This is a genomic window from Phytobacter ursingii, assembly GCF_001022135.1.
Classification (GTDB): Bacteria; Pseudomonadota; Gammaproteobacteria; order Enterobacterales; family Enterobacteriaceae; genus Phytobacter; species Phytobacter ursingii.
This window is the reverse complement of the sequence record NZ_CP011602.1, coordinates 686,480-701,767: the sequence shown is the minus strand read 5'-3', so window position 1 is coordinate 701,767 and position 15,288 is coordinate 686,480. Positions and strand designations below refer to the sequence as shown.

General features: G+C 53.0%; 15 protein-coding genes and 1 tRNA gene. 5 read left to right on the top strand and 11 right to left on the bottom strand.

All coding sequences use genetic code 11. The features are described from left to right. Nucleotides 1-163 precede the first annotated feature (163 nt). The 6 genes from AB182_RS06720 to prmB are packed head-to-tail and all read right to left on the bottom strand — an operon-like array spanning nucleotide 164 to nucleotide 4,691. On the bottom strand, nucleotides 164-442 hold the full coding sequence (locus AB182_RS06720; RefSeq protein ID WP_047369416.1) for a YfcL family protein: 279 nt from the start codon (nucleotides 440-442) through the stop codon (nucleotides 164-166). Nucleotides 443-455: 13 nt separating this feature from the next. Then, the gene (locus AB182_RS06715) at nucleotides 456-1,004 is read right to left on the bottom strand and encodes an elongation factor P hydroxylase (protein WP_047369415.1); all 549 of its coding nucleotides are present in this window, start codon (nucleotides 1,002-1,004) and stop codon (nucleotides 456-458) included. Further along, complete coding sequence (locus AB182_RS06710; RefSeq protein WP_047369414.1) at nucleotides 1,001-1,813, bottom strand: sulfite exporter TauE/SafE family protein; 813 nt, start codon at nucleotides 1,811-1,813, stop codon at nucleotides 1,001-1,003. Before AB182_RS06710 ends, AB182_RS06715 begins: the two co-directional genes overlap by 4 nt. Continuing rightward, nucleotides 1,813-2,634, bottom strand: a complete 822-nt coding sequence (gene mepA / locus AB182_RS06705) for a penicillin-insensitive murein endopeptidase (protein WP_047369413.1) — start codon at nucleotides 2,632-2,634, stop codon at nucleotides 1,813-1,815. Before mepA ends, AB182_RS06710 begins: the two co-directional genes overlap by 1 nt. Nucleotides 2,635-2,637: 3 nt before the next feature. Then, complete coding sequence (aroC, locus tag AB182_RS06700) at nucleotides 2,638-3,723, bottom strand: chorismate synthase (protein ID WP_047369412.1); 1,086 nt, start codon at nucleotides 3,721-3,723, stop codon at nucleotides 2,638-2,640. 35 nt (nucleotides 3,724-3,758) lie between these two features. Next, nucleotides 3,759-4,691 carry a 50S ribosomal protein L3 N(5)-glutamine methyltransferase gene (gene prmB / locus AB182_RS06695; RefSeq protein WP_047369411.1) on the bottom strand — a complete coding sequence of 311 codons (933 nt, stop codon included), beginning with the start codon at nucleotides 4,689-4,691 and terminating at the stop codon, nucleotides 3,759-3,761. 163 nt (nucleotides 4,692-4,854) lie between these two features. On the opposite strand from prmB, the gene smrB reads away from it, so the two are divergent. Continuing rightward, entirely contained in the window at nucleotides 4,855-5,406 is a 552-nt protein-coding gene (gene smrB / locus AB182_RS06690) for an endonuclease SmrB (protein ID WP_047369410.1), read from the top strand. A 65-nt stretch (nucleotides 5,407-5,471) separates the two neighbouring features. Here the strand turns inward: smrB and sixA are convergent, their stop codons facing one another. The 4 genes from sixA to AB182_RS06670 all read right to left on the bottom strand — a co-directional run bounded on the left by sixA (nucleotide 5,472) and on the right by AB182_RS06670 (nucleotide 10,072). Next, entirely contained in the window at nucleotides 5,472-5,957 is a 486-nt protein-coding gene (gene sixA, locus AB182_RS06685; protein WP_047369409.1) for a phosphohistidine phosphatase SixA, read from the bottom strand. A gap of 209 nt (nucleotides 5,958-6,166) precedes the next feature. Beyond that, entirely contained in the window at nucleotides 6,167-8,314 is a 2,148-nt protein-coding gene (gene fadJ, locus AB182_RS06680) for a fatty acid oxidation complex subunit alpha FadJ (RefSeq protein ID WP_047369408.1), read from the bottom strand. Next, entirely contained in the window at nucleotides 8,314-9,624 is a 1,311-nt protein-coding gene (fadI, locus tag AB182_RS06675) for an acetyl-CoA C-acyltransferase FadI (protein WP_047369407.1), read from the bottom strand. Before fadI ends, fadJ begins: the two co-directional genes overlap by 1 nt. 163 nt (nucleotides 9,625-9,787) lie before the next feature. Further along, nucleotides 9,788-10,072, bottom strand: coding sequence for a YfcZ/YiiS family protein (locus AB182_RS06670; protein WP_039079828.1), 285 nt, complete (start codon nucleotides 10,070-10,072; stop codon nucleotides 9,788-9,790). Nucleotides 10,073-10,442: 370 nt separating this feature from the next. Here AB182_RS06670 and fadL point away from each other — a divergent pair, with 370 nt between their 5' ends. After that, nucleotides 10,443-11,771 (top strand): long-chain fatty acid transporter FadL, encoded by a 1,329-nt coding sequence (gene fadL / locus AB182_RS06665; RefSeq protein ID WP_047369406.1) that lies wholly within the window; start codon nucleotides 10,443-10,445, stop codon nucleotides 11,769-11,771. 47 nt (nucleotides 11,772-11,818) lie between these two features. Here fadL and mlaA read toward each other — a convergent pair whose 3' ends face one another. Beyond that, a complete protein-coding gene (gene mlaA, locus AB182_RS06660) occupies nucleotides 11,819-12,571 on the bottom strand; it encodes a phospholipid-binding lipoprotein MlaA (protein ID WP_047369405.1) in 753 nt (250 codons plus the stop codon). Nucleotides 12,572-12,879: 308 nt separating this feature from the next. Here mlaA and AB182_RS06655 point away from each other — a divergent pair, with 308 nt between their 5' ends. From AB182_RS06655 to AB182_RS06645, 3 genes are all read left to right on the top strand, one after another. Next, on the top strand, nucleotides 12,880-13,806 hold the full coding sequence (locus AB182_RS06655; protein ID WP_047369404.1) for a formate/nitrite transporter family protein: 927 nt from the start codon (nucleotides 12,880-12,882) through the stop codon (nucleotides 13,804-13,806). A gap of 74 nt (nucleotides 13,807-13,880) precedes the next feature. Beyond that, nucleotides 13,881-13,955, top strand: a tRNA-Arg gene (locus AB182_RS06650). Between the two features lie 160 nt (nucleotides 13,956-14,115). After that, nucleotides 14,116-15,288: a tyrosine-type recombinase/integrase gene (locus AB182_RS06645; protein ID WP_047369403.1), complete on the top strand. Its 1,173-nt coding sequence runs from the start codon at nucleotides 14,116-14,118 to the stop codon at nucleotides 15,286-15,288.

Sequence of the window (15,288 nt, the reverse complement as noted above, 5' to 3'; positions counted from 1 at the left end):
TCACGGGTTCTGTTGCGATCGAAAAGTAAAGAACATAAGGTGAGCGGAACCCACCTCCCGAGCCGCATTTTCCCCCTCACCTGGACCGCATCCGGGAATTCCCCGGTGGCGCTACGGTGTAGCCCGGATAAGGCGTTTATGCCGCATCCGGGATCGGTGCTTCTTACTGTGCCTGCGCCTTTCGGAACAGCGTGTCCCACATTCCCAACACCAGCGCCTGATCCGGCGGAGAGAGCTCGCCCGCCTGAATGGCTTTTTCCAGACTCGCCGACACACGATCATGCAGCGCAGCGGATGAATGGTCTTCACCCGCTTCCAGTTCTGCGACCGCCAGCGTCAGATGCCCACGCAGATAACCGCCAGCAAACAGCTCATCATCACTGGCGTGCTCTACCATGTCATCAATTAACGCCAGAATGCGCGATTCAAATTCTGCGATCATCTTCTTTCCTCAGTTATAAATCTTCCGGCCATGGGAAGTGTTCCGCCTTTAGCTCAGGCGTGTGATAGTAATCTTGCAGCGCTTTAATAAAACGCGCCGGACGCGCCGGGATCCCTTTGTCGAGATATTCCATCACCTGCGCATGCACGCGGCGCTGGAATATAACGCGGTCCGGTTCAAAATCCCCTTCCAGGTTGTCACAACTGACGTTAAACGGATAACCCGCCGCCACACAGAACAGCCAGTCAAAAGCCTGCGGTTTAACCTCAACGTCCTCAAACTGACACTGGGTCGCCGCATCACGCCCATCCGGGCAGTACCAGTAACCAAAGTCCACCCGCTCGCGACGGGCTTTCCCGGCGATACACCAGTGGGAGATCTCATGCAACGCGCTGGCGTAGAACCCGTGAGCGAAGACGATCCGGTTATAAGGGACTTCTTCATCAGCAGGAAGATAGATCGGTTCGTCGTCGCCTTTAATCAGACGGGTATTAAAATCGTCGGCAAAACAGCCGTCAAAAAGGGTGATCAATTGTTCGTAATGATGTGTTGTTGTGTTCATGCACTCACCCCCAGAAACTGGAGGATCTCCTGCCCATGGCTGTCATAAAGTAATTTTGCGCTCATCACTGCCGAGACGATAACAATCATCGGGCGAATGAGTTTTTGACCTTTGCTGAGCACCAGACGTGAGCCCATACGCGCACCCAGAAACTGGCCCGCCAGCATCACAAACCCCGTTGCCCAGATAACCTTGCCGCCAATAATAAACAGCAACAGCCCGCCAATATTGGAAGTTGCATTCAGCACCTTGGCGTGCGCGGTGGATTTAGCAAGATTAAAACCCGCCAGCGTGACAAACGCCAGCGCATAAAATGACCCGGCGCCGGGACCAAAAAAGCCATCGTAGAAACCCACGCAGCCGCCCGCAACCAGTGCAAAAGGCAGGCCATGCAGCCGACGTTGACGGTCCTCTTCACCCAGTTTTGGCATTAACAAAAAGTAGAGACCGATACAGATAATAAGGACAGGCAAAATCTGGCGCAGAATATCAGACTGAACATGCTGAACCAGCAGCGCACCCGACGTTGAACCAATAAAGGTCATCAGAATATTGAGTTTCTGATCGGCAAGACTCACCACTTTACGGCGCAAAAAATAGAGCGTGGAAGAGATGGAGCCACCGCAGGCCTGCAGTTTATTGGTAGCCAGCGCCTGCGCCGGGGTCATCCCGGCGGCCAGCAATGCAGGTACGGTCAGTAAACCACCGCCACCCGCTAACGCATCAATGAATCCCGCCAGCGTGGCGACCAGAAAAAGCACCACCAGAAGCAGTGGCGACACCATAAATATCTCTTGAAATGCATCCATTACAATACGTGCTCATCCAGTAATGCCTGACAGGAAGCAGGCAGCGGCGGGGGTGTCGTCTTCTCAGGCGTCGTAGAAGGTTTGGCCGGTTTGAACCAGCTTTGCAATTCCGCGCCACAGCCATCGCCATCTGGCGGCAAAGGCTGATCCTGGCACTCAAGGCTATCTGCCGGGCAGCGCAAACGGACATGCATATGCGCGCGATGCTGGAACCAGGGGCGCACTTTCCGCAGCCAGTCGCGGTCAGTTCCGGCGTCCAGACACAGCTGCTGCTTAATGGCCGGGTTGACGAAAATGCGCGTCACATCATTATCTTTCGCCGCCAGCTTAATGAGGCTGGTAATTTCGGGTTTCCATAACGAAGGCACTACCTGCTTGCCATCGCTGGAAACCAAATCCAGTGCCTGCGGTTTTAACAATTGCGCTGCGGTCCAGCGTGCTTTTGGCAGTTGCAGAAAAATGTCCACATCCAGCCCCGTCTGGTGACTGGCGTGACCGCCGTTAAAACGTCCGCCGGCCGGCATACCCATATCGCCCACCAGCACTGTCCCAAGCCCCAGGTTATGCACCTGATTACCCAGACGCTGAATAAACAGAATCAGGTCCGGATGACCAAAGTAGCGTCGCTGATCGGTACGCATCACCTGATAGGTATCGGATTGCAGCGGCAGTTCATGCGCGCCAACAATACAGCCATTCGAGAAGGCACCGATCGATTGCGTTGCGCCCGCAACTGGATGGGTGATTTTCTGCCAGGGCGTTGCTGCCTGGCAGGTCAGCGTTGCGAAAAACGCCAGCAGCGCAATTGCAATTCTTTTCATTGGTTACCAGCGAGGAATAGTGGTCGTCACATCGCCATTTTGCGCACGCTGACGCATAAAATGGTCCATCAGAACAATGGCCAGCATCGCTTCGGCGATCGGTACCGCGCGAATACCGACACACGGGTCGTGACGTCCTTTGGTAATCATCTCTACTTCTTCGCCAAAGCGATTAATCGTGCGCCCCGACACGGTAATGCTTGAGGTCGGTTTCAGCGCGATATGGGTAACGATCTGCTGCCCGCTGCTGATACCGCCCAAAATGCCGCCCGCGTGGTTGCTCTGAAAACCGTCTTTGGTGATTTCATCGCGATTCTGGCTACCGCGCAGGTTGATCACGCCAAAGCCGTCGCCAATCTCAACGCCTTTAACCGCGTTGATGCTCATCATCGCATGGGCGATATCGGCATCCAGACGATCAAATACCGGCTCACCGAGGCCTGCCGGCACACCGTCCGCCACAACGGTGACTTTCGCGCCGATCGAGTCGCCCTCTTTTTTAAGCCCGCGCATCAGTTCGTCCAGCGCGTCGATTTTGTCCGGATCCGGGCAGAAGAACGGATTCTGTTCGACCTGTTCCCAGTCTTTCATCTCCAGCGGAATATCCCCCATCTGGGTCAGACAGCCACGGATCACGATGCCGAATTTATGCGCGAGGAATTTTTTGGCAATTGCCCCAGCCGCCACACGCATTGCGGTTTCACGCGCCGAGGAACGGCCACCGCCACGATAGTCGCGCAGGCCATATTTTTGCTCGTAAGTGTAATCAGCATGCCCCGGACGGAACACATCTTTGATTGCGCTGTAATCCTGGGAGCGCTGATCGGTATTCTCAATCAGCAGGCCGATGCTGGTACCGGTGGTCACGCCTTCAAACACGCCGGAGAGAATTTTCACCTGATCCGGCTCACGGCGTTGGGTGGTATAGCGTGAGGTTCCGGGGCGGCGTCGATCCAGGTCATGCTGGAGGTCGGCTTCGGTCAGTGGAATGCCCGGCGGTACACCATCGACGATGCAGCCCAGCGCGATGCCGTGCGATTCGCCGAAGGTCGTTACGCGAAAGAGTTGTCCAATAGTATTTCCTGCCATCACGGCTCCGTTGTCGTCGTTATGTTGTTAGCGTTTTAATCTTTATAAATGCTGAAATGTTGCTGTGCGGCCAGCAACTGCGCTTTGGTCAGCATGAAGACACCGTCACCGCCATTATCAAATTCAAGCCAGGTGAACGGCACATCCGGATATTGTTCCATCAGATGTACCATGCTGTTGCCCACTTCACAAATGAGCACACCATTATCGGTAAGGTAATCCGCCGCACACGCCAGAATACGGCGCGTCAGTTTCAGACCGTCGCTACCGGAGGCCAGCCCCAGCTCCGGCTCATGGCGATACTCTGACGGCAGATCAGACATATCCTCTTCATCAACATACGGCGGGTTGGTCACAATCAGGTCGTACTGCACTTTCGGCAGGTCGCGGAACAGGTCGGAGCGAATCGGCGTGACGTGATGAATCAGCCCGTGGTCTTCAATGTTGTGTTCTGTTACCGCCAGCGCATCCGGGGAGATGTCCACCGCGTCCACTTCCGCCTCCGGGAAGGCGTAAGCGCAGGCAATGGCGATACAGCCGCTACCGGTACACATATCCAGAATGTGCTGCGGTTGCCCATCGATAAGGCCAGCAAAGTGGTTATTGATCAGTTCACCAATCGGCGAACGCGGCACCAGTACGCGCTCATCAACGTAAAACTCATGGCCGCAGAACCAGGCTTTATTGGTGAGGTAGGCAACCGGGATACGTTCATTGACGCGGCGAATAACGCGCTCAACGATACGGTGACGCTCGCTGGAGGTCAGGCGCGCGTTGCGCATCTCTTCCGGGATATCCAGCGGCAGGTAAAGGGTTGGCAATACCAGTTGTACGGCTTCATCCCACGGATTATCCGTACCGTGACCGTACCAGATATTTGCCGCGCTGAATCGGCTTACCGACCAGCGCAACATGTCCTGAATGGTATGCAGTTCACTTACTGCTTCATCAACAAAAATTTTATCCATCTTATCCTCCAGGACACGCTCGCAAGAAATTCGGCGGCTAGTTTGCCATGAAGACGGCGATAAATCAGCATTGTCGCTTCGCGTCGCGGCCTAAAAATGCATTTTGCTGAACAGCAGGGAGCGAGTCGGGTACACTAAAAGAAATAAAAGATGAGATGCGCAGATGAAAAAGAAACCATCGCTTAGCGAGGAGGAGCAGACGCTGTTCCGACAATTGATGACCGGCACGCGTCAAATAAAGCAGGATACGGTAGTGCACCGCCCGACACGTAAAAAAATCACTGAGGTTCCGGTGAAGCGCCTGTTGTCGGAGCAGGCAGATAACAGCCATTATTTCTCTGATGAATTTCAGCCATTGCTGAATACCGAAGGGCCGGTGAAGTATGTGCGCGACGATGTCAGCCATTTTGAACTCAAGAAGATCCGCCGCGGTGATTATTCCCCGGATCTGTTTCTTGACCTGCACGGCTTAACGCAGCTACAGGCCAAGCAGGAACTGGGGGCGCTGATCGCCGCCTGCCGACGTGAACATGTCTTTTGCGCCTGCGTCATGCACGGGCACGGTAAACATATCCTTAAGCAACAGACGCCGCTCTGGCTGGCACAGCATCCGCATGTAATGGCGTTTCACCAGGCTCCCAAAGAGTACGGTGGCGATGCTGCGATACTGGTGTTGATTGAAGTCGAAGAGTGGCAGCCGCCAGAGCTTCCCTGAACGCAACGGACAGACAGAAACGTAAAAAGCCGCACAAGTGCGGCTTTTTTTCACGGTCCGGCGAATCAGATTGCTTTTGGCATTCTCAGGTTGCAGGGACTCATTTGCCAGTTGTAAACGCCTTTACCGCTCTCATCCAGCGTCACGCTGGCAATCGCGGAGGTGGTAAACATTGGCGGTGTTTCACCCGGGCAAAGCTCGGACACCAGATAACCCACCAACGGCAGGTGAGAAATCACCAACACGGAAGAGGTACCTTCGTTTGCCAGCGCCTGGAGATAGGCACTGACCAGACCAACATCACCACAAGGGGTCAGTTCGGGCAGGACATCCACGTTGTCGGGCAGGTTCATGCATTCACCCACCTCACTTAGCGTCTGTTCAGCACGAAGAAACGGGCTGACCAGAACACGTTCGACATCCACTTTTTGACCTTTCAGCCAGGTTGCCATCTGACGCGATTCGTCACAACCACAAGGGGTTAAGGGACGAACTGAGTCGCTGGCTGCATCGAGGGCTGCATCGCCGTGACGCATGATAAAAACTTGCATATTGCACCGCTTTTGTTAACCAGAAGCATTAACACTCCCCGCGTGAACAGTTCCATTACGACAGGAAATATCAATGGCCGGGCATTTTGCCTGATCCATTCGATGAATGAAACGCTGTTTTTTACCTCAATGGCGTAAGTATAGTCAATGACTGTTTACAAAATAACCATCGCTGTTTCATTTAAAGCTGGATTTACCCTTTTTTGACCTTAACTTACAAAATCAGTTTCCTTCTTGCCCCAAAAAGTTTCGCCTCGTTCAGCCATTTGTAACAAAAGCTGACAAGGAGCAAAACGTTCCCCATAAAGCGAAGCCAGGCGCTGTAGAGTTGCGACAATATCACCCGCGCCAAGGGTATCCATATAGCGGAACGGGCCGCCCAGGAAAGGCGGAAAACCGATGCCAAACACCGCGCCAATATCACCATCGCGCGGGCTGCGGATCACCTTCTCGGCGAAGCAGCGTGCAGCCTCGTTAAGCATCATCATGACGCATCGTTCGGCAATCTGTTCTGCCGATAATTTGCCTGTGCCAGAAGCCCCCACAAGCGGGTAAATTGCCGGGTCAGGCTGTTTCTTGCTTTTACGCCCTTTCTTACCGTAAAGATAGAAACCACGCTCATTTTTTCTGCCTTTGCGATCGTCATTCAATATTGCAGAGACGACGCTTGCAGGGGCACTAAAACGGTCACCGTAGGCAGCCTCCAGCACAGGGATAATTTTGGTCCCCGTGTCGATGCCCACCTCATCCAGAAGTTGGATAGGGCCGACAGGAAAGCCAAATTTTACCAGTGCTTTATCGATATTCTCGATACGTTCCCCTTCGCTCAGCAGTCGCATCGCTTCGCTCATATAAGGCGCCAGAATACGGTTCACGTAAAAACCCGCTTTGTCCGCCACGACAATCGGCGTTTTACCCTGCTTCTTGGCCAGTTTAACCACTGTCGAAATGGTCTGTTCATCGGTGCCGGCATGGGGAATAACTTCCACCAATGGCATCTTCTCCACCGGGCTAAAAAAATGTAATCCGATAACGTTACCGGGGCGCGCCGCTTTGGCAGCAATATCGCCGATGGGCAACGAAGAAGTGTTGGAGGCAAAAATGGTCTGCGGCGCGCACTGTGCTTCAACCTCCGCGACCATCTGTTGCTTAAGGTTCAAATCTTCGAAAACGGCCTCGATAACCACATCCCGATGGGAAAAACCGCTGTAATCCGTGGTACCGGAAATGCGGGCCATTTGCGCGTCACGTTCAGCAGATTTGAGATGGCGGCGACGCACCTTTTTATCAAGCTGTTCCCAGCTATATTTCAGCGCGTGGTTAATACCTTTCGGATTAATATCTTTTATGCGAACAGGAAGGTTGCCCTTCCCTGCCGTCACGTAAGCAATTCCGCCGCCCATCAACCCGCCACCGAGAATACCGACAGCACGAAGCGGACCGGCCGCAACCGGGCTGCCAGGGTCTTTTTTTACCTCAGTGCTGATAAAGAAAATATGCCGTAGCGCCTGTGATTGCGGCGTCATTGCCAGCTGACCAAACGCGCGCGCCTCCGCATCATAGCCACTGCTACTGCCCTGGCTTAAACCCGTTTCGATAACATTCAAAATACGGGTCGTCGCGGGGTAATTGCCCTGGGTTTTTTGCTCTGTTTTTTTTGCGACCATGCGGAATAACAGCGCACGTACCAGCGGCCCGGCCAGCAGGCGTTCACGTACCGGCAGGCTGCGGCTGGCAGGACGACCTTGTGTAGCAAGCTCTGCGGCGGCATCCAGCAAGATAGAAACCGGCACGACATCATCCACCAGCCCCGCTTTTAACGCCTGACGCGCGCGCAGTTGCTTACCAGTAAGGATCATCTCCAGCGCGGTGCTTACTCCGACCAGACGCGGCAGTCGCTGGGTACCGCCGGAACCAGGCAACAGCCCAAGCTGAACTTCAGGCAGCCCTAAGACCGTCTTCGCATCATCGGTACAAATACGGCGGTGACAGGCTAATGCCAGTTCCAGCCCGCCACCCAGGCATGGACCATGAATGGCGGCGATCACCGGGATCGACAGAGCGTGGATCTCGGCCATGATCTGTTGCCCCTGGCGCGCCAGATCTTCGGCCTCTTTGGCCGTTTTGCAGCGATCGATCATATTGATGTCCGCACCGGCGATAAAATTATCTGGTTTTGCGGAAATGAACACCACGCCACGTATCTGTTTGTTTTCGCGGATTTGTTTGAGAATGGCGCGAACCTGGCTGCCAAACTCGGCTTTTAGCGTGTTCATCTTTTCGCCGGGAACATCAATGCTGATAACAGCAACATTGTCCGGGCGGACACTGAGCGTAAATGCTGAGGTCATTTCCATTATTCGGCCTCCAGAACCATAGCTGCCCCAAGCCCACCTGCGGCACAGGCAGTGACCAGACCAAATCCACCGCCGCGTCTGCGCAGTTCATGCAAGGTTTGGGTGATCATCCGCGCCCCGGTCGCCGCAAAGGGATGCCCGTAAGCAATCGATCCCCCCAACACGTTAAATTTGCTGTCATCCACCTCGCCCGTTGCCTGTGTCCGGCCTAATACATCGCGGGCAAAGCGCTCGCTGGCCATCAGTTTCAGGTTGGTCAGGGTTTGCGATGCAAACGCTTCGTGCATATCCAGTAAGGTTAAATCCGCCATCGTCAGCCCCGCTCTGTCGAGCGCCAGCGGCGTCGCCCAGGCGGGCCCCAGCAGCATGTCCTGCTGTACGCCAATGGCGGTGAAGGCATAACTTCGCAGGTATCCCAAAGGCTGCAAACCCAGCTCTTTCGCCCGCGACTCGGTCATCAGGATAACCGCTGCCGCACCATCGGTGAGTGGCGTGCTGTTCGCGGCGGTCACAGTACCGTGTCGGCGATCAAAGGCCGGACGCAGTTTGGCATAGTCCGCGAGGCTGGAGTTTTGCCGGACATTATTGTCCTGGGTTATCGGTTCGCGAAAAGGTGGCGCATAGGCGGTCATCACTTCATCCGCCAGCTTGCCTTCCGCCCAGGCCTGCGCCGCATACTGGTGAGAACGATGGGCTAACGCATCCTGTTCCTGACGCGTGATGCCGTAGGTTTTCGCCATCTGCTCTGCAGTATCCCCCATGCGTAAACCGGTAGAATATTCCGCCACCGCAGGCGGCACCGGCAAGAGATCACGTAGCCGTAAACGGGAGAAGAGCTTTAGTTTTTGTCCTGCACTGCGGGCTTTGTTGGCATCGACCAACACACGCGCCAGTTTTTTGCTCACGCCGATGGGCAATACAGAAGAAGAATCAGCACCGCCCGCGATACCTGCGCGAATCGTCCCCGCCATCAGGCTTTCGGCAACGTTTGCTACGGCCTGGAAACTGGTGGCGCAAGCGCGGCTCACACTGTAGGCATCGGTATGCACACTCATGCCCGTTCCTAGTACGATTTCTCTTGCGATATTAGGGGCTTCCGGCATTTGCACCACCTGGCCAAAAACCAGTTGTTCAATGATTTCCGGCGGGATTTCACTTCGGGCAAGGAGCTCACCCACCACCATTTTGCCAAGATCGATAGCCGGGACACCGTGAAATACCGTTGCCTGACGGGCAAATGGCGTACGTAATCCACTGACAATGGCGATGCGGTCGCCCTGACGGGTGACAAGCGGTAATGCCTGACTCATAACACTCCCCTGTTAACAGCATGATGCACTAGTGGTCTGACCTGATAACAGTCTTAACTAATTATTTACATTTAGCCAATGAGGGAAAGAAAAAAGTGGGAGGTAAAACACAGAGATGATTGAAAAAAACGCTCCCGCAGAAGCAGGAGCGCAGGCAGGAAGATTAACGCAGACCCAGCTGGAAAATCAGGGTTTCCGCTTCGCAAGCAAAAACAAAATCGATATCCAGACGCACACCGCCGTCAACCTCAGTGAACGTCGAAGTGATTTGGCATGGATCTGACTCTACGCCACGCGCGCGCGCCGTCAGCGCAGCCAGTGTCTCTTCTGCATCGGTGCGGTTTGTGAACACACGGCTATAAGAGGCGGTGCAATCGGAGTTGTCCATGATGGTACCAACATCCATACAACAGCAAACCGGGGTTTCATCAGCACTGCATTTACTCATTGTGATTTCCTCTGAATTCGCACCCAAGGTGCCAAATAAACGTTGTGCATATTTTACCCCCCTCAATAACCTGTCTCCAGTCGATAATGTGAGGAAAGTCCCTAAGTGACCGAAATCACACTTAAAAATGATCCAGAACAAAAACCACCCATAATCATGAGCGACGCTGGCCGCAATTTTGCCACGCAGATCCCGTTTCGAAGATCACAATTGAAAAATTTTATATACAAGCTTGCAACATTTCCTCTGGTCAGACCTATACTCTCGCCACTGGTCTGATTTCTATGACGTACCGCAGACCCTACACTTCGCGCTCCTGTTACACCACGTAACATAGTTTAAATAAAAATAACCGGATGAGGTTTTGGTCATGAGCCAGAAAAACCTGTTTACCAAATCTGCACTCGCAGTTGCAGTGGCAATCGTCTCAACCCAGGCCTGGTCCGCAGGCTTCCAGCTCAACGAATTTTCTTCTTCTGGTCTTGGCCGCGCTTATTCCGGCGAAGGCGCAATTGCAGATGATGCGGGCAACGCCAGCCGCAACCCTGCTCTAATTATGATGTTTGACCGTCCGACGTTCTCCGCTGGCGCTATTTTCGTTGATCCGGGTGTTGATATTTCAGGCACATCACCATCAGGTGCCAGCCTGGATTCGAAAAACATCGCGCCAACAGCATGGGTTCCAAACCTGCACTTCGTCGCACCAATCAATGATCAGTTTGGCTGGGGCGCGTCCATTACCTCTAACTACGGTTTAGCGACCGAGTTTAATAGCGACTACGCGGCAGGCGCATATGCCGGCAAAACAGACCTGGAAACCCTGAACCTGAACCTCAGCGGTGCTTATCGTCTGAATAACCACTGGAGTTTCGGCCTGGGCTTTGATGCGGTGTACGCCAAAGCGAAGATTGAGCGTTACGCAGGCGATCTGGGCAGAATCGTTGCGGGTTCAGGCGCGTTGCCACCGATTCCGGGTCTGGCGCAGCAGGTTGCAGGTATCCCGGCTGATACGCAGATAGCTTATCTGAAAGGTGATGAGTGGGGCTTTGGCTGGAACGCCGGTATTCTTTACGAAATCGATAAAAACAACCGTTACGGCTTAACCTACCGTTCTGAGGTGAAAGTCGACTTTGATGGTGATTACAAGAGCAGCCTGCCTTCGGCCTATAACCAAATCCTCGGCAACTTCGGTCTGCCAATGGGCACCAATGGCCGTACAACCGGTGGTTCTCTGACCCTGAACCTGCCGGAGATGTGGGAAATCTCAGGTTATAACCGCGTTGCGCCGCAATGGGCTATCCACTACAGCATGGCCTATACCAGCTGGAGTCAGTTCCAGGAGCTGAAAGCGACAAACAGCAACGGCCAGACCCTGTTCTATAAAGATGAAAGCTTTAAAGACTCTTACCGTATCGCACTGGGTACCACCTACTATATGGACGATAACTGGACCTTCCGTACCGGTATCGCCTTTGATGACAGCCCGGTTCCGGCAGACAAACGTTCTATCTCCATTCCGGATCAGGACCGTTTCTGGCTGAGCGCAGGTACCACGTATGCGTTCAACAAAGATGCGTCTGTGGATGTCGGCGTATCCTATATGCACGGTCAGAAAGTGAACTTCCAGGAAGGCCCGTACAAATTTAGCTCAGAAGGGCGTGCGTGGCTGTATGGCGCGAACTTTAACTACGCATTCTGATTTATCGCAGGCATAAAAAAGGTGAGCGTCGTGCTCACCTTTTTCGTTTATTCGGAATCGATTTCCTTGAGGTCGCCCTGAATCGCCTGAGCATTCGGGTTCTCCTGCGGCTTGAGCTTACCGCCATTGGCGATAAAGTCATGACGCTGGAAGTAGGCTTCACGCACCATGATGTACGGGTCGGAAGACTGACGCAGCAGGCCGTCGGAATCCAGCAACTGAGCACGTGTTTCAATGCCTTCCACCGTCCATTTACCGACCGACAGCGGCCAGGTCAGCCAGGACAGCACCGGATAGAGCGTATCCGCCATATCACCGCCATCTTCACGTAGTGTAAAGCTACCGTAGAAAGGCAACTGCATATAAGGCCCATAGCCCACGCCATAATGACCCAGCGTGCTACCAAAACGGTGCGGCTCAACGCGCTGCAATTTCGGGTTCGACATCCCGGCCACATCCATCAGGCCACCCATACCCAGTAAGGTGTTGAGGAAGAAGCGCGTAAAGTGAACCATCCCCTGATAGGGATCGCCCTGCAGGAAGTAGTTCACCATGATGGCCGGTTCTTCAAGGTTGCTGGTGAAGTTGCTCAGGCCGTTACGCGCGGGCTGCGGCACATAATCACGCCATGCCACCGCAACGGGACGCACAACATACGGGTCCAGGACATTAAAGTTGAAGTTGTACATGGTGCGGTTAAATCCTTCCAGTGGATCTGAACGCCCCTGCGTGTCTCCTGAACTGGCGCAGCCCGCCAACAGTGTGGTTGCCAGCGCAATCGCCGACACACGAAATTTCATAGGTGTCTCCCTGAAGAAAATGGCTTTCGCTGAGTGCCATCCAGAAGGGCACAAACGCAATCTGCCTCGGTTCGCGTCATAAACATGCAAGGCATTGTATCAGCACGCCTTGTGTTGTCTACGCAACGTGCGAATCTCATATTGAGCATAGTCGCAGTTTGCCCCCTCGTTTCGTGACAATGTTATCTCATCTTCGCCAAAGCCATATCGCCATAGTTGCCATCGCCACCAAATTCGGAGGATCCCGCCAGACCTGGTAAAAAAAGCCGCTACGCTTAGACCATGGGTCACACGTAGACAGAGGCAATATGGACGGCATCAAAGACGAGAAAATTGACAAGCACACCGATGAAATTGAAGTCGAAAGCGAAGAGAAAATAGGTGGTGAGCATATTGAGGTAGATGAAGAGCGCCTCCCCTCACGCGCGATGGCTATCCATGAGCATATCCGTCAGGACGGCGAAAAAGAGCTGGAACGCGACGCCATGGCCCTGTTTTGGTCCGCCATCGCCGCCGGGCTGTCGATGGGCGCCTCGTTGCTGGCAAAAGGGATTTTTCACGTTCAGCTCGCAGGCGTACCGGCCGCCTTTATTCTGGAAAACCTCGGCTATACCTTCGGCTTTATTATTGTGATTATGGCCCGCCAGCAGCTTTTTACCGAAAACACCGTTACCGCTGTACTGCCGGTGATGCAAAAGCCTTCATGGGTCAATTTCGGCCTGATGATGCGCCTGTGGAGCGTTGTGCTGCTGGGGAATCTCATTGGTACGGGTATCGCGGCGTGGGCATTTGAATATATGCCGATTTTTGATGAGCCGACGCGCGACGCGTTCGTCAAAATTGGTATGGATGTGATGAAGAATACGCCGATGGAGATGTTTTCCAACGCCATTATTTCCGGCTGGATTATCGCGACCATGGTCTGGATGTTCCCGTCTGCGGGTGCGGCGAAAATCGTGGTTATTATTCTGATGACCTGGCTTATCGCCCTGGCCGACACCACCCATATCGTGGTGGGCGCGGTGGAGATTTTTTATCTCATCTTTAATGGCAACATCCACTGGAGCGAATTTTTCTGGCCGTTTGCGCTGCCCACCCTCGCCGGAAATATTTGCGGCGGTACATTTATCTTCGCGTTATTGAGCCACGCGCAAATTCGCAATGACATGATTAACAAGCGCAAAGCCGAAGCAAAAGCCAAAACAAAACAGGAAACAGCCGAAAACAGGGGCTGACTGGCGACACTTTAACCACTCGGGCGCAGGACACTTAACGCAAAGGCGAAATGACGTTATACTCCTGCCGCCTCGTCCCCTTAGTTAAATGGATATAACGAGCCCCTCCTAAGGGCTAGTTGCAGGTTCGATTCCTGCAGGGGACACCATTACCAAGTCTCAACGCGTCCAGAAAATTCCATAACTCCTTATTTTCACTCAAGACTACAAGAAACTATAGTCTAAACACGTCTCACGATTTCTAATGGAATCTATACACTATTGCGTATAACATTGTGTATAACCCGGTTCGATCTTTTTTCTATACACATGCTGCTATCAGACATACAAATAAAACGCGCCAAACCTAAAGAAAAACCCTATACCCTCAATGACGGGATGGGGCTGTCCCTGCTTATAGATACGGCAGGCAGTAAGGGATGGCGCTTCCGTTATCGTTTCGCAGGCAAACCAAAGATGATCTCTTTCGGGGTATATGGTGAGGTTTCACTTGCCGAAGCTCGCGGTAAACGTGATGAAGCGCGTTCGATGCTCGCTAAAGGGATCAACCCTAGTGAGGCACGAAAAGCGAATAAAATCGCTCTACAGTTTGCCCACGAAAACAGTTTTGAGTCTGTTGCCAGAGAGTGGCATGGTTCTAAAACCAAGACATGGTCAAAAGGCTACGCGAAAGAGGTTCTGTACTGCCTTGAGAGAGATATTTTTCCTTTTATTGGTCAGCGCCCTATTGAACAAATTGAACCCTTAGAATTGCTTACAGTGCTACAGAAAATCGAAAAAAGAGGCGCACTGGAGCAAACCAGTAAAATACGTCGTCGCTGCGGTGAGGTTCTTCGCTATGCAGTAGCTACTGGCCGGGCGAAATATAACTTTGCTCCCGATCTGGCCATCGCACTCAACAAGCCTAAAACTCAACATTTCCCCTTCCTGACAGAAAGTGAGCTACCCGCTTTTGTTAAAGCTCTGGAGAACTATGAGGGAAGTCTGGTAACGAAATACGCCACGCAGCTGCTGATGCTTACCGGCGTTCGGACTATTGAGTTACGCACGGCAGAGTGGAAAGAATTCGATCTCGACAATGCACTATGGGAGATCCCCAAAGAGCGAATGAAAAAACGCCGTCCGCACCTAGTTCCGTTATCCACCCAAGCAATCGATATTCTGAAAAAACTCCAAGTGATCTCAGGCAATTACAGCCTCGTTTTCCCTGGTCGCAACGATGCCAGAAAACCAATGAGTGAAGCCAGCATCAATAAAGTTATTAAGTTGCTTGGTTATCATGGACGCTTAACCGGACATGGATTTAGGCATACAATGAGCACAATTTTACACGAGCATGGTTTTGAAAGCGCTTGGATTGAAACGCAACTTGCACACGTTGATAAAAATTCAATTAGAGGAACTTACAATCATGCGCAATATATCGAAGCACGTAAACACATGCTTCAATTCTATGCTGACCACCTATTTACGCAACAGTAA